The following is a 22,126-nucleotide window of genomic DNA, read 5'->3' on the forward strand; positions in this document are numbered from 1 at the left end:
CAAAAACGTCAGGCTGATGAACAAGCTCGTAAGCAACAAGAAGAGCAAAAAGCACAGCAAACTCAAACACAACCTACCTCAGGAAATACTAGTAGTGCATATTACAAAAATTGTGATGCAGTTAGAGCTGCGGGGAAAGCTCCTCTATATAAAGATCAACCAGGATATAGTCGTAAACTAGATAGAGACGGCGATGGAGTTGCATGCGAATAATAGTAATAAAAAAGAAGCTTAGTAAAAGCTTCTTTTTTTACTGTAATGCCTTACATTTAATATCCCTTTCTCTTATTTAGATGTGTTCTTAAATAAATTTCATACTATTATTCTCAAAAATGACACATAATAAGTGATTTCAATCACCACATTGATTTTCATTTATCGCTATTCTTAATTTAGTAATTACATTCAAACTTTATGGAGGCGTTCATATGAAACATACATTTACTGAAACTTCTATTGTCGGTGAGATCGTTACACAATTCCCGAAAGCTAGTGATCTTTTTAAATCATATAGAATAGATTTTTGTTGTGGTGGCAATAAACCGCTTATTGATGCAATTCATGAAAGAAATTTATCAGCTACTGAAGTGCTTACAGAGTTAAATACGCTTTATAATAATATGAAACGATTAAATGAATCTGAAATTGATTGGAAAAATGCTTCTTATCGCGAATTGATTGATTATGTTATAAATAAGCATCATCGCTATTTAAATGAAGAGTTGCCACAATTAAGTCCGTATGTGACAAAAGTATTACGTGTTCATGGGGCAAGTCAGCCTCATTTAGCTCAAATTCATAAGCTATTTCATGAACTAAAGATGGAACTAGAACAACATTTAATTAAAGAAGAAACAGAAGATTTTCCATTAATTTTAGAATTTGAACAAAATCCAACTGAAGAAAACTATGTGAAGTTACGTAAAGTAGTAGATGAGTTGGAAAATGAACATAACCACGCAGGCAACATTATTAAAGAGCTTCGTAAAGTTACAAATGACTTTACTCCTCCAGAAGGAGCTTGCGGCACTTATCGACTTGTTTACCAACGCCTTGAAGCACTAGAGTCTGATTTATTTGAGCATATTCATTTAGAAAATAACATTTTATTTCCACGTGCAATTACGAGAGTGTAAATTAAGTGCAGGACATGAGTGTAAATACTTATGTCCTGTTTTTTCATTTGGTAAAGAATATACACATCCCTCTCGAATAAGTCCGAATTTTAACAATTTGTGAATCATTGTAAAAATGTGATAAATATCACATCTCCCTCTTTTTAAATTTTCTATAATAGAAATATAATCCTTTGTTCAACACTTCACATAAAAAGGGGAAACGAAAATGAAAAAACGTTTAGTTATGATCGGAAATGGTATGGCTGGCATACGTTGTATGGAAGAAATATTAAAACATGATAGTGATTCATATGAGATTACTATTTTTGGAGATGAACCACATCCAAACTACAATCGCATTATGCTCTCTCATGTTTTACAAGGCAAAACAAATATGCAAGATATCATTATGAATGAATATAGTTGGTATGAGGAAAATGAAATAACTTTGTATACAGATGAAAGGGTTCAAAGTATTAACCGAGAAGAAAAAATAATTATCACAGAAAAAAATCGTACTCTTACATATGACAAACTAATTATCGCAACAGGTTCTAGTGCTTTTATTTTGCCCGTTGAAGGTTCTACTCTTCCTGGCGTAACAGGATTTCGAACTATTGAAGATACACAATTTATGATTGATACCGCTAATGAAAAGAAAAAGGCTGTTGTCATTGGTGGTGGATTACTTGGCTTAGAAGCTGCAAGAGGTCTTATTGATTTAGGAATGGACGTATATGTCGTTCATTTAATGCCAAGCTTAATGGAGCAACAACTAGATGCCAAAGCAGCTTCTCTATTACGCGAAGATTTAGAAGCGCAAGGCATGCAATTTCTAATGGAAAAGAAAACTGTAAAAATTCTTGGTACAGACCATGTTGAGGGCATTCAATTTGAAGATGGTGAAGTTGTAGATTGTGATTTAATCGTAATGGCTGTCGGAATACGCCCAAATACGCAAATAGCAAAAGATGCTGGTTTAATTGTAAATCGCGGTATTGTAGTCAATGACTATATGCTAACAAATGATGAATCCATTTATGCAGTTGGAGAATGTGCAGAACATGACGGTATCGCATATGGACTTGTTGCTCCTCTTTATGAACAAGGTGCGATATTAGCAAAACATATAACGAATTTACAAACTGATGGATATACGGGCAGTATCGTCGGTACGCAATTAAAAGTTGCAGGTTGTGATTTATTCTCTGCTGGCCAAATTTATGAAGATGACCAAACGAAAGCAATATCCATCTTTGATGAATGTAAACGTTCCTATAAAAAAGTATTAATTCGTGACAATAAAGTCGTCGGTATCGTTTTATATGGTGACACAGCTGACGGTACACGCCTCTTTAGCATGTTAAAGAAAGAAGAGGATATACAAGAATATACAACCGCTTCCCTTCTCCACAAAGCTGGTGAAGAAAGTGTACTTGACGTTGCTACAATGAGTGCGGATGACACGATTTGCGGATGTAATGGTGTTACGAAAGGTACAATCGTTCACGCCATTTTAGAACAAGAGTTAACGACTTTTGAAGAAGTTAAGGGCTGTACGAAAGCCGCAGGTTCTTGTGGTAAATGCCGTCCGCTTGTGGAACAAGTTTTATCTCATACACTTGGAGATGCTTTTGATGCCTCAGCGCAATCTGCCGGTATGTGTGGATGTACAACTTTATCCCGTGATGAAGTCGTAGCGGCCATTCACGAGAAAGGCTTAAAATCTCCAAAAGAAGTACGAAATGTTCTTGGTTTTATACATGAAGAAGGCTGTTCAAAATGTCGTCCTGCTTTAAACTACTATTTACGTATGGCGATTCCAGAAGAATATGAAGATGATAAATCGTCCCGTTTCGTTAATGAAAGAATGAATGGTAACATCCAGCACGATGGTACATTCTCTGTTATTCCACGCATGTACGGAGGCGTTACAACAGCTGATGATTTAATGAAAATTGCTGAAGTTGCGAAAAAGTACGATGTTCCTCTTGTGAAAATTACAGGTGCAAGCCGAATCGGCTTATATGGTGTTAAGAAGCAAGATTTACCTAACGTATGGGCTGACTTACATATGACTTCGGGATATGCATATTCAAAATCGCTTCGTAATGTAAAATCATGTGTTGGTTCTCGCTTCTGCCGTTTCGGTACGAAAGATTCATTAGGACTTGGTATGTTGCTTGAACAATCATTAGAAATGGTAGATACACCTCATAAAATGAAGATGGGTGTAACGGGCTGTCCGCGTAACTGTGCGGAAGTACTGACGAAAGATTTTGGCGTTGTTTGTGTCGAAAATGGATACCAACTTTATATTGGCGGAAATGGTGGTACGGAAGTACGCGAAGCTGATTTTGTAATGATTGTCCCTACTGAAGATGATGTCCTTCGCATCGCTACAGCTTATATGCAATATTATCGTGAAACTGGTATTTATGGAGAGCGTACTGCCTACTGGACAGAACGTTTAGGCTTCGATCACATAAAAGAAATACTGCAAGATGCAAATATGGTCACTAAGTTAAATGAACGTTTCCAAAAAGCTCGTGGCACATATAAAGAAGCATGGGGACAAGCACTAGAAACGAAATCATTAAAAGCGATGTATGAAGTAGAAACTGTGAAATAAGGAGCTGTGATCTATATGATACAAACGAAAGAAAAAATAAAAGTTATGCGTGCGGAAGACCTTCCTATTCAAATCGGTAAAGAGGTGCAAATGAATGGTATGTCTATCGCCCTATTCCGCCTTTCAAATGGAGATATTCGAGCTGTAGAAAATCGTTGTCCTCATAAAAACGGACCGTTAGCAGAAGGAATTGTATCTGGAGAATTCGTCTTTTGTCCACTGCATGATTGGAAAATTTCATTACTAACAGGTGAAGTGCAAAAACCTGATGACGGCTGTATCCAAACATACGAAGTAGAAGTTATTGATGGTGACATTTATATAAACATGTAATTTACGAAAGGAAGCCTCCTCTGGCTTCCTTTTACATAAAAATAGAAGAGGTGCGATTATGAACGGATATGTATATTTAGTTGGTGCAGGACCAGGTGATGAAGGGCTTATTACAAAGAAAGCGATAGATTGTTTAAAGCGTGCAGATATCGTTTTATATGACCGTTTATTAAACCCTTTCTTTCTTAGTTATACAAAAGAAACATGTGAACTTATGTATTGCGGCAAAATGCCAAAGAATCATATTATGCGACAAGAAATGATTAACGCCCACCTCCTTCAATTCGCACAAGAAGGAAAAATCGTTGTCCGATTAAAGGGCGGAGATCCATCTATTTTTGGCCGCGTTGGTGAAGAAGCAGAAACTTTAGCAGCAGCGAACGTTCCATATGAAATCGTACCAGGTATTACATCTAGCATCGCCGCTAGTAGCTATGCAGGTATCCCCCTCACCCACCGTAACTACAGTAATAGCATCACTTTATTAACTGGGCATGCAAAAGGCCCTTTAACCGATCATGGAAAATATAATTCATCCTATAATAGCGACACGATCGCCTACTACATGGGTATAAAAAACTTACCTACAATTTGTGAAAACTTACTACAAGCAGGAAAGAAAAAAGATACACCAGTAGCCGTCATTGAATGGGGTACAACTGGTAAACAACGTGTAGTCACAGGGACACTGTCCACCATTGTTTCTATCGTCAAAGACGAAAATATTTCTAACCCTTCTATGACAATTGTTGGTGATGTTGTTACTTTACGGAATCAAATTGCTTGGAAAGAACGTAAACCATTGCACGGCAAGAAAGTTTTACTTGCATCTGCAACAAATAAAAAAAGCGCAATAAAGCAAATGTTACAAGAGTCCGGTGCAGAAATATATCAAATTCCAATTTTCCAAAAGAAAGAATACACATTAACCTTTGAACAAATTAATAAGATTTTTAACGTTGATCGTCTTGTATTTTGTTCCGCTGAGAGTGTAGACATCTTAGTGCAATCATGTAGTAAATATCATAAAGATATTCGCTCCTTACAGGCAGAGCTTCAGTATATGAACCTTTCTATTCAAGAAAAGCTTATGCAATATGGATTGTTAAGTAAACCTGCGCAATTTTCTTCGAATTCAACGATTTATTTAGGACGAAACATTAACCGAATTGCTGTTATTCAAGAAAAAATTGGTGCTGGTTCCTATATGATGACTCATGAGTACACAATTGATCATCGCTTCGATGAAATTCATTCCCGTATGCTTTCTGAATTCTCATGGGACAGCATTGTATTTGAAGGTCGTGCTTCTATTGATACGTTTCTAGCAGAAATAAAACGCCTAGGCTTTATCAATATTCTTACTCTCCCATTCTCGTATACCGACGTTCCAACTTTACACTATGCGAATAAAGTCGGTTTTCATAATGTAGATGAGCAATTACAAGACATGATTATGAAGAAAGATTTGGTGGTACGATGAAAGGAATTGTATATGTTGGACACGGGAGCCGCTTGCAAAAAGGTAACGAACAATTCATTCACTTTATTCAATCTGTTATAAAAGAACGTAACGAACGGATTCAAAAAATAGCTTTCCTAGAACTAACGACACCTACCATTTCGGATGCAGTTACAGAAGCAATACTAGAGGGTGCAACTGCAATAATGATTGTACCTGTTTTATTATTTGCAGCAGCTCACTATAAACGTGATATTCCTTTTGAGATAGAGAAAATACAAAAGCAATATCCACATATAACATTTTCAGTTGTACAACCTTTTAGTACACATCCACATATGGTTGAACTTGTAGTAAAAAGAATACGTGAAACTATGCCAATGCAAGGTAGTAGTGTTTTACTCGTAGGGAGAGGCAGTAGTGATCCACAGCCGTTACATGAATTACAACAAATCGGAGCAGTCGTCGAACGAAAACTCAGTATGCCAGTATCGTGCTCCTTTTTAACGAAAGGAACTCCCTCTTTTACTGCTGAGCTCAAGGCTATAACATCGACTTCATCCCATGTATATGTCATGCCGTACCTTCTCTTTACCGGATTATTACTTCAAAAAATTAAATTGCATGCAAAAAAATACGATCACGTTACAACTTGTAACTGTCTTCAGTTTGATAGATACATGAAGTTAACATTATTAGAACAAATGGAGGAATGCATATATGTATAACATGTACCCTCTTATGTTTAATTTAAATAAAAAAGTGGTCGTTATAGTTGGTGGTGGTAAAATCGCATATCGAAAAGCGTCCGGATTAAAGGATACAGGCGCTTTTGTCACCGTTATCAGCCCAGAAATTTGCGAGGAAATGAAGGAACTTCCTTATATTACTTGGAAGCAAAAAGCTTTTAGTAATAATGATATTAAAGATGCTCATCTTATTTATGCAGCTACAAATCAACATGCTGTAAATATGATGGTCAAACAGGCCGCCCATGATTTCCAGTGGGTTAACGTCGTAAGTGATGGTACAAAATCATCGTTTCACACACCTGGTGTCATCCGACATGATGAATATGTTGTCACTATTTCAACTTCAGGTAAAGATCCATCGTTTACGAAGCATTTGAAGCAGGAACTAACATCTATATTTCCTAAACTTATAAACAAGCTTTCTCGTACTCATAAAATGTAATCTATCACTTAGCTAAAATAGTAATTAACTTTGAACAAACGTTTTTTAGAGGCGTTTGTTCCTTTTGCTTTAGTTTCGCTTTTTAGGATCAGACAAACAATTGGACAAGAATCTGTGAAGAAAAATAGCGGCAACAATTACGGACAAAAAAAGCAGTTGCTTGAGAGCAACTGCTTCAATACAGGTTTTATATTGGATATTCATTCAACCAAATTAGCGCTTGTTCATAATCATCAAAAAATCTCACAGATTCTTTCGTATTAGATTGTTGTAAATAATCCATTATCTCCCCCTCTTCAAGGAGTAATGCAATTGCCTTACTGTTATTCAAAATGATTTCATTGAAGAACTTCTCTTTCCATACTTTTTGAACAGAAAAATGATTTGGCGTGTATCCTTTTCTATCCACCAACAATTTGTATTTCCGCCCTTCAGAAATGAATTGCTGACAAACCTGCTCAAAACCATTAAACCATTCATACACATCATCTGTTTTTATATTTCCAACTAGATGGGTAACAATTATATCTCCTGAAACTGTTGTGCTGATATTCTGTTTACTCAACTTGGAATCCCTCCTTAGTTACAATTTTGCGGAAAAACCGCATAAAATCAATAAAGAAAAAATTCTTACTTGACACTCCCACCCCATCGCTATCAAACTAAGCTCATGTAACGTCAATTATAAGCGAAATTGTGTCTTTTTTCGCAAGTCTATATGTAGATGCTTTAAAGATTTGCATCCGAAATAACCCCTAATGCGTTTCCTTTTTTTGAATTAAACTGCTTGATTATCAGACATGGTACAATTGTAAACGACACCCAATATATCTAAGACTGTTTTCTTCTCATATCGATGGGATTTCCGTCCATCATTTACCGCCTCAAATCTATTCGTTTTTGCACGTATATTCAAAACAAAATATATGACAAATAAATAACGACAGTTACTGTAACAATGCTGAAAAGTGTTGAAAATAAAACGATTTGTGCATGTAGTTCAGGCTCTATTTGATACTCCATAGCAATGGTTGATGTATTTCTTGAAGTAGGAAAAGAACTTGCAATAAATAATGATTGTGCAACAATACCATCAATGTTTAGTAGATAGATCATGGCAAGTGCTAATAATGGTCCTATCAGTAACCTTCCAATTAAAGCCCATGTTATGACTCGATGGAAAAAATTAAGCTTAATGTTAGATAATTGCGCTCCTAGCAATATGATTGCTATTGCAACAAAACTATTCGCAAGCTGATTAAGAGGTAGAAAGATAGAATTAGGTATTTGAATTTTAAAAGATTGAAAGAGAACCCCTAATACAAGCGCATGAAGTACAGGCAGTCTTAGAAATGATTGAATAATACTTCCGATTGTTTTTGTTGCTGATAGTAAGTTATATATCCCATATGAATAAGTTAAAAGATTCTGGAAAATCACAATAAAAATTTGAATGGAAACCCCCACTGGATTGTGACTAAAAATCAATTGACTTACTGGTAATCCATAATTACCGGAATTCATTAACGAAATACTATTTTTTAGAGCTGCACTTTCTCCTTTTTCTAACTTTAATGTTTTTGAAATGAAATGACTTACTATGATCAGACTCAAACTATAAAGCATTAAATAGTATATTATCTGGAGCAACAAACCTGTCTCTATACTAATATCATATATATTCATAAATACAGCCGCTGGCATCAAGCAATAAGTAATAAGTGTAGATAGCTGCTTTAAGTTAAATTGGAACTTCCTTTGTAAAATTGCACCAATTAGCAGCAATATTAATATTGGTAATATTACGTCTAATATAATAAAAATAATCATTTAAAACCTCATTCTACATATATTTTAGTTGGATTAAACGCTCTCTTTTCTTTAACATATCAAATATGACTCATAAAGAAAATTATAGATTATTTATACAAATTCATAACTTTATCTTATTGAACTAAACTGTATTCTTTAGTTTAAGTGTACTTTTTTCACAATATCCGTTAGCCTTACCAAAAAATCTTGCCCTAAAAAAATCTGATACTGCAGTTACTATGCGAAGAATACTTACATCAATTCCATACTTGTCGCTTGAGTCACCTAACACACCTGATACTTGTTTATCTTGAGTGGACTTATATTTTTTTTCATCTAAACATTCCGATTCAATTAAATATTTGCATTCTAAAAATGAGTTCGATCTTTAGAATAGATTTAAGATTTCCTTAACTAATCTGCCCTTTAATTAAATAACTTTTGACATCTATATTTTAAAATAAAATTCCATCAACCTTCTGTTTTTCATTTTAAAAGCACATTCTTATAGAAAACAAGCGTTTGTTGAGATAGCAATAAAAACATGTTGAAGCCTATTACTAAAAGAACCATCCCAAAATACTTTGGGACGGTTCTTTTTCCTTATTAATGATTCTTTAACATCACTAACAATTTCTCTTGGCTATACATCCATACTGTAATGATTAAACAAGCAAGTGCGACTTCTGATAACGCCATAAATCCAATTGCATAATGACCTGTTAATTGGAATAGTAATGTTAAAATTAGTGGCGGGAAGAATCCTCCTAGTCCGCCTAAAGCTGAAACGAGCCCATTTACAATACCGGCTTGTTCTGAGAAGTACATTGGAACGAGTTTGAAGATTGTACCATTTCCAATCCCTGCACAAAATGCGACTAGTAGGCAACCAAATGTATACACGTTCATACTAGGCATAAATGATAAAATAATACCTGAAAGTGTTAAACCGATAAATACGAAGATTAATATTTTAAATGGATTAAACTTATCACCGAGCCAACCACCAATCGGGCGCATAATTGTTGCGAGTACAATGAATCCGGCTGTCCGCATACCTGCATCTACTTTTTCTAATCCGAAGTGAGATACTAAAAAGTTTGGTAAGTATACTGTAAATGCGACAAATGATCCGAATGTTAAAAAGTAAAAGATACATAAAAACCAAAGTTTTTCATTTTTATATACACCTTTTATTTGTTCCATTAATGGTGTATTCACCTTTTTCTCCTTACGATCACCTAATAAAAAGTTCATAAGTGCAAATGCTGCAAGTAAAACTAAATAACATTGTACTGTCGTTCTCCAACCAACTGAAGTTGCGATAACAGGTGCTAAAAACGAAGTGATTGCTGTTCCGGCGTTACCGACACCGTAAATACCATTTACAAAACCGTGGCTCTCTTTCGGAAAGTATTTTGGTAAAGAAGTTACCCCTACTGAGAATACAGCTCCACCAATTCCTACAAATAATCCACCAATAATTAAATCCATCATAGAATTGGCAACACTAATATAAAAGACAGGAAATAATAATAGAATAAAACTAATAAAGAATAATTTTCTTGCTCCGAAACGATTTGTCCAATAGCCAATTGGAATACGAAGAACAGAACCTAAAATAACCGGTACTGCTGTTACCATAGAAATTTGTCCCGCAGTTAATGGAATATCCGCTTTAATATAAGGCATTAATGATGATAAAATAACCCATACCATAAAACCGATAACTAGATTAGAAGTTTGTAAACTTAATTGAAAATTAGGACCTTTCATCCTGTTCCCTCCTATGTATGCATAGTTATATTCATTCCCTCCAGCCTAATCACGTCCTAACATGATTAGGCTGAAAAGAATCAACCACCACTTACTGGCGGAATCATTGCTATGACATCGCCAGTTTGAATGATATCATCCTCATTTGCATACTCTTCATTTATAGCGACCATTATCTCACTTGAAATTGCTACGTTGTATTTCGTAATAAGGACTTCCTTTAGTTCAGCAACCGTAATATTTTCACAATCTATGTGTAATGCTGACTTACTTACTTCTTCTTGTAAATGTGCAAATAATAGTACTTCAATCATATTCTCATCTCCTTTCCAGGCTCACCATTTGCATACGCTACCTTCTCTAACTGATCACCTATCCATGACTCACCATCTTTCCAAAACTCTTTCTTCCATATTGGAACAATTTGTTTTATACGCTCCATAATATATTCGTTCGCCTCATAGGCAGCTTTCCGGTGTGGTGTAGAAACAGCGACGACAACAGCAAGATCAGAAATTTGTAATGTACCAATGCGATGTGTAATGGCGACATTTGTCCCAGGCCACATCTCTCCTACTTCGGTGCCAATTCTCTTAAGCTGTTTCTCCGCCATTGACTTATATGCTACATACTCTAAATATAGCGTACGACGGCCTTTCGTAAATTCTCTAACAGTACCAATGAAAGTCGCAACTGCGCCACATTCACGACGAATTACTTTGTTTGTAACTTCTTCAATTGAAATAGGTGTATCAATTACTTCATAATACGTATGTGCCATCTTGCACCTCTTATCTTTGTATAAGTTAGCAATCTATTTTTCTATTATTTGTATGATCGAAGTGGTTCTTCCCACGGCCACTCACTTCCGGCGCTTGATTCTAATAACAGTACCGAGACAGTTATTCCTGCTTTAAATCCTCTCGTTCCTCCCGGCAGGACGATACATGCATTCGCCCCTGCAAGTGAAGAAATTGCACTAGATTTGTCTAAACCAACTGGTGTAGCTTGCAATGTTCCATCTACAATTTCCACTTTCCCTCGTACAAAACGAGTAAATGGGTTTGCTTTCAGAAAGTCTTTCTGTAATATTGCCTCTGTACGATATACGTGCGAATCTTTTCTATGCAAATATGTTCCAATGACTGGCCGAACATATAATTCACAACCGACATAACAAGCTGAAGGATTACCAGATAGACCAAATAATAGTTTTCCTTCTAGCTCAGCTACAGTTGTCACACTTCCTGGTCGCATCGCTATTTTGTTGAAAAGCACATTAGCTCGTAATTCCTCATAAATAGCAGGTAAATAGTCATAGTCTCCTACCGAAACGCCACCAGTTGTAATTAAAATATCGACTTCTTTTATCGCTTTTTTCACAGTGTTATAACACGTCTCAAAATCGTCAGCGAATTGTCCATAATACTGTACAACTCCGCCCGCTCGTTCAACTTGAGCAGCTATCATATAGGAGTTACTATTTCGAATCTTCCCTGGCTTTAATTGTTCATGTACTTCAAGCAGTTCGCTTCCTGTCGTTACAATTCCGATAACCGGCTGTTTTACAACGTAAACGGTACTATAACCAAACGTAGAAAGAAGCGCCACTACTCCAGGGTTAATAACAGTCCCTTTTTTCACAAGGATGGTATTTTGTTTTACATCTTCACCTTTAAAAGAAATGTTATCCCCAGCAATAAAGGAGCGTTTCAATTTCATATAAGTCTTTTCACTTTCTTCAAATCCTTCAGTTAGCTCTAACATAACAACTGCATTACATCCGGCTGGAATTGCGGCACCTGTCATAATACGGACAGTTTGAAATGGTTTCACTTCTTCTGGAAAAACAAAACCTGCTCCAATTTCGCCAATCACTTCAAACTGAATGGGGTTACTACTACTCGCTTCTTTTGTATCTTCTGCTCGAATCGCAAACCCGTCGTATGGAGAGCGATCAAAGTGAGGGACATCATGATCTGCAATAACATCTTCTCCAAGAATTCTTCCGTAACTTTCTATAAGAGAAACCTTTTCTATTTCACCTTGATGAGCGTATTTCATTACACGTGCCACTGCTTCTGCCACCGGAATTGGTATACGTTTTTCTAACATTCTTTTTCACCTCGTTTTAATAAGGGGCAACGCTCTTTCTGTTCATCCTATATATTTTGCGTATAATCGTTTTGCTATTTTCACATCATTTGTTCCATGAATAAATGCCCTACCGTCTGTAAATAAAACGAAACGATATTCATCAATTAGAAATGATAGTAAGTAAGGCGTTTTTTGGACATGTACACTTTTTTGTAATCGTTTTTGAATTTCGTTTAAATTAAGATCTCTCTTTATTCCTGAACGGATTTGAACTGTATTCCGTCCGCATAGCACTTCCGTTTTCATCTGCGCTTCAAATGTTAGACTTGGATACGTTCGTGATTTCCCACAAGATGGACATGTACTTTTTTTCTGTCTATTTACTTTTAATGAAAGATATTGATTGTTCCAAATATCAAATGATAACATCGTTCCTCTTAACGACTCATAATCATCCACCAATATTTTCATCGCCTCTGTTACTTGGTGAGCAACGACCATTTGTACAGCTGGCTGAATGATTCCGGCTGTATCGCATGTTGCACCGCCCATAGGATGATCCATTAGACAGCGAAAACATGGTGTTTTCCCAGGAAGAATTGTATACGTTACACCGTAACTTCCAATGCATCCACCATATATCCAAGGTATATTTTCTTTTTGTGAAATGTCATTTATAAGTAGGCGCGTATCGAAATTGTCAGTCGCATCTATGATGAGATCCACTTCTTTTGTTAACTCTTCTATTTCTTGCATTGTGACATCCGTTACAACTGGTACAATTTTTACTTCAGAATTAATCTTCCTTACATGTTCTGCCGCTGCAATTGCTTTCGGTTTGCATTGCTGCGCATCTTCTTCTATGTATAACTGTTGCCGCTGTAAATTACTCCATTCCACGTAGTCACGGTCAGCGATTGTCAATTTCCCAATTCCCATCCTAACGAGTGTTTCTGCATTCGCAGCTCCTAATGCACCTGCACCAATTAGGAGCACATGCTTTTCTCTTATTTTTCTTTGTCCTATTTCACCAATTCCAGAAAACAATATTTGCCTTGCATATCGCTCTTGCATAGGGAATCCTCCTCTCACTATCCGCCAATGTAGGACATTTCAACTTTTGGACGTTGATTTGTACTTTCCGCCGTTCTTTCATCTGAATATCGATCTGTTCTATATCGCCATGTATGTTGTAAAATTTTTAATAGTGATGCATCAGAAATATTTCCTCGAAGAAGCGTTCGCAAATCCGTTCCTTTCGTTCCAAATAGACACGTGAAAAACTTGCCGTCTGCCGAGATACGAGCTCTCGTACAAGAAGAACAAAATGACTCAGATACTGAAGTAATAAACCCAACTTCTGCATCGCTCCCTACATATCGATACAATTTCGCAACTTCTCCAAAGTAACGAGGCTGAGCGGGCTCAACTGGATATACGCGATTAATCTTCTCTATTAATTGTTCCTTCGTAATAACTTGTTCAAAGTTCCAGTCGTTTGTACTGCCCACATCCATAAACTCTATAAAACGGAGCTGAATGGCTTGTTCTTTAAAATAACGAGCCATACGAAGAATTTGACTATCATTCATTCCTTTTTTTACGACCATATTTACCTTTACTTCTAATCCAGCAGCCTTTGCTGCTTCAATTCCTTTCAGTACAGGTTTTGTATTTACATTTCGTCCATTAATTTTTTTGAAGACATAATCCTCTATCGCATCTAAACTAATATTTACACGTTTTAATCCCGCTTCTTTTAACGCCTTTGCTTGTTTTGCTAAATGAATACCGTTTGTTGTGAGTCCAATATCTTTTAAGCCTTCTAGCTTTGCAAGTCTTGCAATTAACATCGGTAAGTCTTTACGCAATAACGGTTCACCGCCAGTAAGCCTAATTTTATTGACTCCCAGACTTATAAATAATCTCGCTAATCTTTCTATTTCATCAAACGTTAATAAAAGCTCTTCCTGTAAAAAAGCGTAATCAGGTCCGAACACTTCAGCAGGCATACAGTATGTACACCTAAAATTACAACGATCAATAACTGAAATACGTAAATCTTGAAGTGGCCGTTCTAAAGAATCTTTCATGTTCTCGTGCATCTATATCCCTTCTTTTCTGCTGTAATCCTTAGTAAGCTTTCATTTTTTTATTTGCCTTCATTATAAAAAAGAAGCTACATATTCAATGTGACTTTTCTCACATTACTTTCCCCATTCAAAAATTCTTCACAAATCCGTTCGAATTTTGTTCACATCTTTAATCTCATCCACTTTGTCTATTGAATTTTTCAAACTAAAAATTGAAAATCACTTCCCCCTTACGGTCATTGAAATTTCAATGTATTTTTAAAATAGCTCTTGCATTTTCATCATACTTACACTCAAAATAGGAAATGTATTGCTTATAAGAAGAAAGGTGATCACTGTGGCAAACAGTATGACATTATCTCAAGATTTAAAAGAATTACTTGCATCTGTTGAATATAAAATGCAAATTAAAAAAGGTAGTTTTATTTTTCAAGAAGGTATGGAGGCAACAGAGCTCTATATCATCCACTCAGGAAAAGTACAAATTAGTAAATTAAGTGCTGACGGGCAAGAATTAACACTCCGTATTTGTTCGGCATACGACATTATTGGAGAATTAACATTATTCACGGACAATGCGAAGTATTTATTAAATTCAAAATGCCTTGAAGATGTTGAAGTAGGGGTTATAAAGCGTGAAACCTTAGAAAAAGCATTGCTCCAAAAACCCGCACTTGTATTTGAATTTATGAAATGGATTAGTGAACATTTAAGAAGAATGCAAACGAAGTTCCGAGATTTAGTATTACACGGCAAAAAAGGTGCCCTGTATTCTACTCTTATACGAATGACAAATAGTTACGGTGTATTAAAAGAAAATGGGATTCTCATCGATTTACCATTAACGAATCAAGAACTTGCTAATTTCTGTGCAACTTCACGTGAAAGTGTAAATCGAATGTTAAATGAATTAAAAAAGCAAGGTACAATTTCTATTCATAAAGGAAAGATTACAATCCACGATTTACAATTTTTAAAATGTGAAATTGCTTGTGAAGATTGCTCTACCTCTGTTTGTAGCATTGATTAGCATCTTATTTAGATGCTAATCTTTTTTCAATTTAAGCTACTTATTAACGGTTATTCCCTATATAAACAAAAACGAGGCCTTCCATATTAGACCTCGTTTCGTTTTAACCATTAGCTCCTATCCGTTTACAGCAGTATTATTTTTTCAACTCATTAGGAATACGTCTTCTGTAAATTACATAACTACGGCTTACATATTTAATTGGGGCACTAAATACATGTACAAGTCTTGTAAATGGCCATACTGCGAATAAACCCATTCCTGCAAGAATATGAATTTTAAACCATACTGGTACTTCCATCATATATTCAACTTTCGGTTGGAGAATAAAGAGACTTCGGAACCAAGGGCCAATCGTTGTACGATAATCAAATCCTTTTGAATCTATATTTAAAAATGTTGAAGAAAGTCCTGCTAGCATTACGATAAGTAATAAAATAAGCGCAATATAATCTCCCTTTGTACTCGTTGCAATGATACGCTTTACTGTTACACGGCGGTACGTTAATATAATTAAACCGATAATAGAAGCAATACCTGCCGGAAGCCCAAAACTAATTGCTACTACATGATACATATGCTCAGAAATACCTATTGAACGATATACAGCTTCTGGAATTAAAATCCCCATAACATGGCCGCCAATTACGAACATGATCCCAAAGTGGAATAATAGACTTCCGACCCGGAGCATCTTCTTTTCTAATAGTTCACTAGATTTTGATGTCCATCCAAATTGATCATAGTTGTATCTAAAAATATGTCCACCGATAAAGATCGCAAAAATGATATAGGGAAACAATATCCAAAGAAATTGATCCATCATTTTGACAACGCTCCTTTCTAATTTGTCTGTATACCCCATGTTTCGATAGCGAGTAGCACAGACGCAAGAATTGGTTCATACATACTACCCGCTTCTTTTAATTGAACATGTAATGCTTGTATATTTTCCGTGTATTTACTCATAATTGGTTCACTGTCTTGCTCATTTGCATTTGCAAAAAACTCAAGTAAAAGTGGTAAATAGTCAGGTAGTTCTTTATCTGTTACGCTAAAACCTGATTTTTTATAATGTTGTTTTAACTCTAGTAATTCAATACCTCTTTCTCTTTGGTCACCAGTGTTCATATAAGTAAGATACATATTTGTTTTCTTCCCAAAATCGAATGTATATACGTAACTATCAATGAGTTGATCATTCGTTTTATCTAGCGCTTGCTTTATAAAGCCTGTAAGTGACGCTTTAACGTCTTCCTGTTCTATTGTTTCAACCTCTTCTTGCAATTCAGTTAAAGCTTCTCTCCACCCTAGTTCAGGATAGGAGAGAAGAAAAGAAGAACAAGAAAAAGCTGTTTGTAAACTTTGTTTCATAATTTTCTGCCCCCTTTATTTAAGAAATTGTCATACAAGAGCCTGGACCACCTGTGAATGATAAACCACAGCTTCCTTGTTCGCTATATAAATCTGCCACTTGTTCACGGTGAGATGTCGGAATAACGAAGCGATCTTTATATTTCGCGATGGCAAGAAGACGATACATATCTTCTACATCCTGTTTCGTTAAACCAAGTTCTTTTAATACAGCTTCATTTGGCTCTTTATTAATTTGAAGTGCTCTCATATGCGTTCGCATAACAGCCATTTTCTTCAATGTAAGACGAATGTGTGATTCATCCCCCGCAGTGAGTAAATTCGCTAAATATTGAATTGGAATACGCATATTATCAATAGCAGGGAAAATCTCTTCTGCTTGCCAGTTACTACCTTTTCCCTCCACCATATTCATAATCGGGCTAAGCGGCGGGATATACCAAACCATTGGCATTGTACGATACTCTGGGTGAAGAGGTAGAGCAATTTTCCAATCGATAATCATTTTATAAATTGGCGATTGTTGCGCCGCTTTAATCCATTCTTCAGGAATTCCTTGTTTTTTCGCTTCAGCTGCCACTTCTGGATCATTTGGATCTAGAAAAACAGTAAGCTGAGATTCATATAAATCTTTTTCGTCTTCAACAGAAGCTGCTTCTTTTACTTTGTCAGCGTCATATAGCATTACCCCAATATACCGAATACGTCCTACACATGTTTCCGAACAAATCGTTGGCATACCCGCTTCAATACGTGGGAAACACATTGTACATTTTTCAGCTTTATTCGTTTGCCAGTTAAAATACACTTTTTTATATGGACAAGATGATACGCAGAATCTCCATGCGCGACATGCATTTTGATCGACAAGAACAATCCCATCTTCTTCACGTTTATACATCGCACCAGATGGACAAGATGATACGCACGAGGGATTCATACAATGTTCGCATATGCGTGGTAAATACATCATAAAGACGTTTTCAAAATCTGTTTTAATTTCTTCTTCCATTTTCTTTACGTTCGGATCTTGCAATCCTGTTATATGTCCGCCTGCTAAATCATCTTCCCAGTTTGGACCCCATTCAATTTTGTCGATAAATTCGCCTGTAATTGCTGATTTCGGACGAGCAACTGGTTGATGCTTACGTTGCGGACTATTTGTTAACGTTTCATAATCATAATTCCAAGGTTCAAAATAATCATCAATTGTTGGTTGATCTGGATTGTGGAAAATGTTCATAAGACGTTTCATTTTCGAACCAGATTTCAGCTGAATTTCACCATTTTTCAATTCCCAACCGCCTTTATATTTCTCCTGATCTTCCCATTGTTTCGGATAACCAATTCCAGGCTTCGTTTCTACGTTATTGAAGTACATATATTCAGCACCTGGACGATTTGTCCAGGTGTTTTTGCACGTTACGCTACAAGTATGGCAGCCGATGCATTTATCTAGATTCATTATCATTCCGACTTGTGCTTTAATCTTCAAGCCAATCTACCTCCTTCAGTTTGCGAATTACAACGTTTAAGTCACGCTGGTTCCCAGTCGGACCGTAATAGTTAAATCCATAACTTAATTGACCATATCCACCAATCATATGTGTCGGTTTTACGTGAATTCGAGTTGGACTATTATGCGTTCCCCCGCGGTTACTTGTTAATTTCGTACCAGGTACGTTAATGTGACGATCTTGTGCATGGTGCATAAACGCCATTCCTCTCGGTATACGATGCGTTACAACAGCACGGGCTACAACAACACCGTTACGATTAAAGCACTCAATCCAATCATTATCTGCTACACCAGCTTCTTCAGCATCCTCTTTATTCATCCAAACAGTTGGACCACCTCTAAACAGCGTTAACATCGGTAATGAATCGAAATACATACTATGAATGGACCACTTATTATGCGGCGTTAAATAATTTAACGTAATCTCTTTTCCTTCTACTTCAGGTCGTGATTTACGGAACGGTTTATGTTGCAGAATCGGTTTAAACGTTGCCATCGTTTCACCAAATTCTTTCATCATGTCATGATCTAAGTAGAAAGATTGTCGTCCAGTGATTGTTCTCCAAGGGATGAGGCGTTCCACATTTGTTGTAAACGGTGAGTAACGACGTCCACCTTTTTCAGAACCTGTAAAGGCCGGAGAAGTAATTACTGTTTTTGGCTGCGCTGTAATTTGTTCAAATGTGAAGCATTCTTCTTCACGTTCTTCTGCTAAATCACGTAATTTTAAATCCGTTTGTTTTTCAAGTGCTTCCCATGCTTTTACAGCCATATGACCATTTGTTGTAGAAGAAAGTGTTAATACCGCTTCAGCAGCATTGATTGCTTCTTTTATGTCTGGGCAACCTTTTGCAATAGAATCCGTTCGAACAACTCCTAATCGGCTCTTTAATTGCTCATACTCTTTTTCTGCGGACCAAGAAATCCCTTTCGTACCAATCGGTTGTTTTCCCGCATTTGGTCCTAGCGAAGTCATTTTGTCATAAATTGTTTTATAATCTCTTTCAACAACATGAATTTGTGGCATTGTTTTACCTGGTATTGGCTCACACTCACCTTTGCTCCAATCTTTAATCTTGCCAAGTGGTTGCGCTAATTCTTGCGGTGTATCGTGAAGAAGTGGCGTTGCAACAACTTCTTTCATTGGTTCAAGATCAATTTTCTTCGCTAAATCTGACACAGCTTTAGAAAGTGAAGTGAAAATATCCCAGTCAGAGCGCGCTTCCCACGGTGAACCGATTGCTGGATTAAATGGATGCACAAATGGATGCATATCTGTACTACTTAAATCATGTTTTTCGTACCAAGTTGAAGCAGGTAAGACGATATCAGAATAAAGCGCTGTTCCAGCCATACGGAAATCTAAGTTAATGAGTAAATCTAACTTCCCTTCTGGTGCTTCTTCATGCCATTTAATTTCTTCTGGTCGTAATGAATCACTATCGTCATTCATTAACCCGTTTGTTGTACCTAATAAATGTTTTAAGAAATATTCGTGTCCTTTACCAGAACTTGAAATTAAGTTCGCACGCCATACGAATAAGTTGCGCGGGAAGTTGTTTTTGTTATCTGGATCTTCAATCGCAAATTTTAGTTCTTTTTCTTTTAATTTTTGTGCAACATATTTTCCGATTTCTTCTTGCGTTGTTGCACCAGCAGCAACAGCTTCTTTATATAATTCAATCCCATTTTTCTCGAATGTCGGATACGAAGGTAGCCAGCCAAGTCGTGCCGCTAATACGTTGTAATCACCGTGATGTTGATAACGAGAGTTGCCTTCTACTGGTGATGCTAAATGTCCAACCGGTGTATCTTCATAGCGCCATTGATCTGTTACGAAATAGAAGAAAGATGTACCATTTTGTAATTTCGGTGGCCCTTGCCAATCTTTTGCCATCGCGATTGTTTGCCATCCTTCTGCTGGTCGTAATTTTTCTTGCCCAACATAATGCGCCCATCCCCCGCCGTTTACTCCTTGTGCTCCAACTAGAAGAACAAGATTTAAAACTGCGCGATAAATCGTATCAGAATTAAACCAATGGTTAATACCAGCTCCAACAATAATCATCGAGCGACCATTTGTATCAACGGCATTTTGTGCGAACTCACGAGCGATTTGAATAATTAGTTCTCGTTTCACTCCTGTCATTTTCTCTTGCCATGCAGGTGTAAACGGTACATCATCATTGAAGTCTTTCGGCTCTTGTCCGCCAAGCCCTCGGTTCACGCCGTAATTTGCTAACGTTAAGTCGTATACAGTTGTAACGAACACTTCGCCTTCTTCTGTCATAACCTTTTTCACTGGAATTGTACGTTCTAATACTTTGTTTCCATCATCAGAGAAGTACGGAATTTGTACAGTTCCAATCGATTCTTCCATTCCAAGTAAAGAAAGACGTGGGTCAATCTTTTCACCTGTTTCTTCATCTTCTAAACGCAAGTTCCATTTCTTTTCGTTATCCCAACGTGAGCCCATTGTGCCTTGAGGTGTTGCAAAATCATTCGTATTCTCGTTCCAAAGAACAGGCTTCCATTCTCCTAACTTCGTTTCGCGTCCAATATCAGAAGCGTTTAAGAAACGATCAGCAACGAATTGATCTCCTTTTTGTTTCAATGTGACAAAGAAAGGAAAATCAGTATATTGCTTCGCATACTTTGTGAAATATTCCACTTGATTATCTACGTAAAACTCTTGTAAGATCACATGCCCCATTGCCATCGCAAGTGCACCATCTGTACCTTGTTTTACACTAATCCAATCATCGGCAAACTTTGTAGATTCAGCGAAGTCAGGACTGACAGAAACGACTTTCGTTCCTTTATATCGAACCTCTGCTAAAAAGTGAGCATCTGGTGTTCTCGTCATCGGTACATTTGAACCCCATGTCATAATGTAACCAGAGTTATACCAGTCACTACTTTCTGGTACATCTGTTTGATCGCCCCAAATTTGAGGAGAAGCTGGTGGTAAATCTGCGTACCAATCATAGAAACTAAGCATTGGCCCGCCCATAAGTTGCATAAAACGACTACCAGCAGCATGACTTAACATCGACATAGCTGGAATTGGTGAAAAACCAACATTTCGGTCTGGACCGTATTTCATTACTGTGTAGAGTAATGAAGCAGAAACAAGTTGTAACACTTCATCCCAATTCGCACGAATGAATCCCCCTTTACCACGTGCCTGCTTATACTTGCGTGCTTTTTCAGGGTTTTCCACAATGCTTTTCCAAGCATCTAGTGGTGACTTGTTATTTTGTAATTCCTCTTGCCACATACTCCAAAGAACACCACGTACATACGGATATTTCACACGAAGTGGACTATAAATATACCAAGAAAAACTCGCTCCACGCGGACATCCTCGTGGTTCAAAATCAGGCATATCTGGACCTGTAGTTGGATAGTTAAGCTCCTGTCCTTCCCAAGTTACGATTCCATCTTTCACATATATATTCCAGCTACATGAACCAGTACAGTTCACACCATGTGTAGAACGAATTACTTTATCATGCTGCCAACGCTTTCTGTACACATTCTCCCATTCACGATCTTCATATGTTTCTTGAGTATGATTATCGTTATAACGATCTATTGGTGAAAAATATTTTAAACGTCTCATTAGTGCTGAAGGTTTCTTCTTCATACTGTTCACTCCTTTAATACGTCTCTCTTACATACCC

At 36.7% G+C, this 22,126-nt stretch carries 20 protein-coding genes and 1 pseudogene; 8 read left to right on the plus strand and 13 right to left on the minus strand.

The window, feature by feature from the left end; all coding sequences use genetic code 11:
- From MR167_RS05225 to MR167_RS05255, 7 genes are all read left to right on the plus strand, one after another.
- Positions 1-213: excalibur calcium-binding domain-containing protein (locus MR167_RS05225; protein ID WP_242314118.1), on the plus strand; the 213-nt coding region annotated here is incomplete at its 5' end.
- A gap of 215 nt (positions 214-428) precedes the next feature.
- A complete protein-coding gene (gene ric / locus MR167_RS05230) occupies positions 429-1,136 on the plus strand; it encodes an iron-sulfur cluster repair di-iron protein (protein ID WP_000683171.1) in 708 nt (235 codons plus the stop codon).
- A gap of 208 nt (positions 1,137-1,344) precedes the next feature.
- Positions 1,345-3,750, plus strand: a complete 2,406-nt coding sequence (gene nirB / locus MR167_RS05235; RefSeq protein ID WP_000746934.1) for an NADPH-nitrite reductase large subunit — start codon at positions 1,345-1,347, stop codon at positions 3,748-3,750.
- 15 nt (positions 3,751-3,765) lie between these two features.
- Positions 3,766-4,083 (plus strand): nitrite reductase small subunit NirD, encoded by a 318-nt coding sequence (gene nirD, locus MR167_RS05240; RefSeq protein ID WP_000616697.1) that lies wholly within the window; start codon positions 3,766-3,768, stop codon positions 4,081-4,083.
- Positions 4,084-4,141: 58 nt separating this feature from the next.
- On the plus strand, positions 4,142-5,566 hold the full coding sequence (locus tag MR167_RS05245) for a uroporphyrin-III C-methyltransferase (protein ID WP_242314121.1): 1,425 nt from the start codon (positions 4,142-4,144) through the stop codon (positions 5,564-5,566).
- Complete coding sequence (locus MR167_RS05250) at positions 5,563-6,273, plus strand: sirohydrochlorin chelatase (protein WP_242314123.1); 711 nt, start codon at positions 5,563-5,565, stop codon at positions 6,271-6,273. Before MR167_RS05245 ends, MR167_RS05250 begins: the two co-directional genes overlap by 4 nt.
- Positions 6,266-6,739 (plus strand): precorrin-2 dehydrogenase, encoded by a 474-nt coding sequence (locus tag MR167_RS05255; protein WP_000282583.1) that lies wholly within the window; start codon positions 6,266-6,268, stop codon positions 6,737-6,739. The genes MR167_RS05250 and MR167_RS05255 overlap by 8 nt, the downstream gene beginning before the upstream one ends.
- 187 nt (positions 6,740-6,926) lie before the next feature.
- Here MR167_RS05255 and MR167_RS05260 read toward each other — a convergent pair whose 3' ends face one another.
- From MR167_RS05260 to moaA, 9 genes and pseudogenes are all read right to left on the minus strand, one after another.
- Entirely contained in the window at positions 6,927-7,304 is a 378-nt protein-coding gene (locus MR167_RS05260; protein WP_242314124.1) for an STAS/SEC14 domain-containing protein, read from the minus strand.
- Between the two features lie 347 nt (positions 7,305-7,651).
- Complete coding sequence (locus tag MR167_RS05265) at positions 7,652-8,569, minus strand: AEC family transporter (RefSeq protein ID WP_000583193.1); 918 nt, start codon at positions 8,567-8,569, stop codon at positions 7,652-7,654.
- A 184-nt stretch (positions 8,570-8,753) separates the two neighbouring features.
- Positions 8,754-8,906 (minus strand): annotated as a pseudogene (locus MR167_RS33640) (PspC domain-containing protein); the annotation flags it as partial.
- 251 nt (positions 8,907-9,157) lie between these two features.
- Positions 9,158-10,327: a nitrate transporter NarK gene (gene narK, locus MR167_RS05275; RefSeq protein WP_000678170.1), complete on the minus strand. Its 1,170-nt coding sequence runs from the start codon at positions 10,325-10,327 to the stop codon at positions 9,158-9,160.
- Positions 10,328-10,407: 80 nt separating this feature from the next.
- Positions 10,408-10,641 carry a molybdopterin converting factor subunit 1 gene (gene moaD, locus MR167_RS05280; RefSeq protein ID WP_000573685.1) on the minus strand — a complete coding sequence of 78 codons (234 nt, stop codon included), beginning with the start codon at positions 10,639-10,641 and terminating at the stop codon, positions 10,408-10,410.
- Entirely contained in the window at positions 10,638-11,108 is a 471-nt protein-coding gene (locus tag MR167_RS05285; RefSeq protein WP_000951544.1) for a molybdenum cofactor biosynthesis protein MoaE, read from the minus strand. Before MR167_RS05285 ends, moaD begins: the two co-directional genes overlap by 4 nt.
- 44 nt (positions 11,109-11,152) lie before the next feature.
- Positions 11,153-12,442: a molybdopterin molybdotransferase MoeA gene (locus MR167_RS05290; RefSeq protein ID WP_000890797.1), complete on the minus strand. Its 1,290-nt coding sequence runs from the start codon at positions 12,440-12,442 to the stop codon at positions 11,153-11,155.
- 42 nt (positions 12,443-12,484) lie between these two features.
- Entirely contained in the window at positions 12,485-13,498 is a 1,014-nt protein-coding gene (locus MR167_RS05295) for a molybdopterin-synthase adenylyltransferase MoeB (RefSeq protein ID WP_242314126.1), read from the minus strand.
- 17 nt (positions 13,499-13,515) lie between these two features.
- Complete coding sequence (moaA, locus tag MR167_RS05300) at positions 13,516-14,529, minus strand: GTP 3',8-cyclase MoaA (protein ID WP_242314128.1); 1,014 nt, start codon at positions 14,527-14,529, stop codon at positions 13,516-13,518.
- A 325-nt stretch (positions 14,530-14,854) separates the two neighbouring features.
- Between moaA and MR167_RS05305 the strand changes: the two genes are divergently transcribed.
- On the plus strand, positions 14,855-15,547 hold the full coding sequence (locus MR167_RS05305) for a Crp/Fnr family transcriptional regulator (RefSeq protein WP_000013864.1): 693 nt from the start codon (positions 14,855-14,857) through the stop codon (positions 15,545-15,547).
- Between the two features lie 136 nt (positions 15,548-15,683).
- On the opposite strand, the gene narI is transcribed toward MR167_RS05305, so the two are convergent.
- Genes narI through MR167_RS05325 form a run of 4 tightly spaced genes read right to left on the minus strand, consistent with a single transcriptional unit; the run spans position 15,684 to position 22,089 of the window.
- A complete protein-coding gene (gene narI, locus MR167_RS05310) occupies positions 15,684-16,373 on the minus strand; it encodes a respiratory nitrate reductase subunit gamma (RefSeq protein ID WP_242314130.1) in 690 nt (229 codons plus the stop codon).
- A 17-nt stretch (positions 16,374-16,390) separates the two neighbouring features.
- Positions 16,391-16,921, minus strand: coding sequence for a nitrate reductase molybdenum cofactor assembly chaperone (gene narJ, locus MR167_RS05315; protein WP_242314132.1), 531 nt, complete (start codon positions 16,919-16,921; stop codon positions 16,391-16,393).
- Positions 16,922-16,940: 19 nt separating this feature from the next.
- Entirely contained in the window at positions 16,941-18,416 is a 1,476-nt protein-coding gene (gene narH, locus MR167_RS05320) for a nitrate reductase subunit beta (protein ID WP_000692656.1), read from the minus strand.
- Positions 18,406-22,089, minus strand: a complete 3,684-nt coding sequence (locus MR167_RS05325) for a nitrate reductase subunit alpha (protein ID WP_242314133.1) — start codon at positions 22,087-22,089, stop codon at positions 18,406-18,408. The genes narH and MR167_RS05325 overlap by 11 nt, the downstream gene beginning before the upstream one ends.
- Positions 22,090-22,126 lie beyond the last annotated feature (37 nt).

Origin of the sequence: Bacillus cereus group sp. BfR-BA-01355 (assembly GCF_022663675.1) — a bacterium.
Classification (GTDB): Bacteria; Bacillota; Bacilli; order Bacillales; family Bacillaceae_G; genus Bacillus_A; species Bacillus_A thuringiensis_S.

Excerpts from the sequence above, each read along its gene's own strand:
- nirD (WP_000616697.1), top strand. The coding sequence starts at position 3,766 with ATGATACAAACGAAAGAAAAAATAAAAGTTATGCGTGCGGAAGACCTT.
- ric (WP_000683171.1), top strand. The coding sequence starts at position 429 with ATGAAACATACATTTACTGAAACTTCTATTGTCGGTGAGATCGTTACA.
- MR167_RS05255 (WP_000282583.1), top strand. The coding sequence starts at position 6,266 with ATGTATAACATGTACCCTCTTATGTTTAATTTAAATAAAAAAGTGGTC.
- MR167_RS05265 (WP_000583193.1), bottom strand. The coding sequence starts at position 8,569 with ATGATTATTTTTATTATATTAGACGTAATATTACCAATATTAATATTG.
- MR167_RS05285 (WP_000951544.1), bottom strand. The coding sequence starts at position 11,108 with ATGGCACATACGTATTATGAAGTAATTGATACACCTATTTCAATTGAA.
- MR167_RS05295 (WP_242314126.1), bottom strand. The coding sequence starts at position 13,498 with ATGCAAGAGCGATATGCAAGGCAAATATTGTTTTCTGGAATTGGTGAA.
- MR167_RS05245 (WP_242314121.1), top strand. The coding sequence starts at position 4,142 with ATGAACGGATATGTATATTTAGTTGGTGCAGGACCAGGTGATGAAGGG.
- moaD (WP_000573685.1), bottom strand. The coding sequence starts at position 10,641 with ATGATTGAAGTACTATTATTTGCACATTTACAAGAAGAAGTAAGTAAG.
- narI (WP_242314130.1), bottom strand. The coding sequence starts at position 16,373 with ATGATGGATCAATTTCTTTGGATATTGTTTCCCTATATCATTTTTGCG.
- moaA (WP_242314128.1), bottom strand. The coding sequence starts at position 14,529 with ATGCACGAGAACATGAAAGATTCTTTAGAACGGCCACTTCAAGATTTA.
- narK (WP_000678170.1), bottom strand. The coding sequence starts at position 10,327 with ATGAAAGGTCCTAATTTTCAATTAAGTTTACAAACTTCTAATCTAGTT.
- MR167_RS05250 (WP_242314123.1), top strand. The coding sequence starts at position 5,563 with ATGAAAGGAATTGTATATGTTGGACACGGGAGCCGCTTGCAAAAAGGT.
- MR167_RS05290 (WP_000890797.1), bottom strand. The coding sequence starts at position 12,442 with ATGTTAGAAAAACGTATACCAATTCCGGTGGCAGAAGCAGTGGCACGT.
- nirB (WP_000746934.1), top strand. The coding sequence starts at position 1,345 with ATGAAAAAACGTTTAGTTATGATCGGAAATGGTATGGCTGGCATACGT.
- MR167_RS05325 (WP_242314133.1), bottom strand. The coding sequence starts at position 22,089 with ATGAAGAAGAAACCTTCAGCACTAATGAGACGTTTAAAATATTTTTCA.
- narJ (WP_242314132.1), bottom strand. The coding sequence starts at position 16,921 with ATGAAACAAAGTTTACAAACAGCTTTTTCTTGTTCTTCTTTTCTTCTC.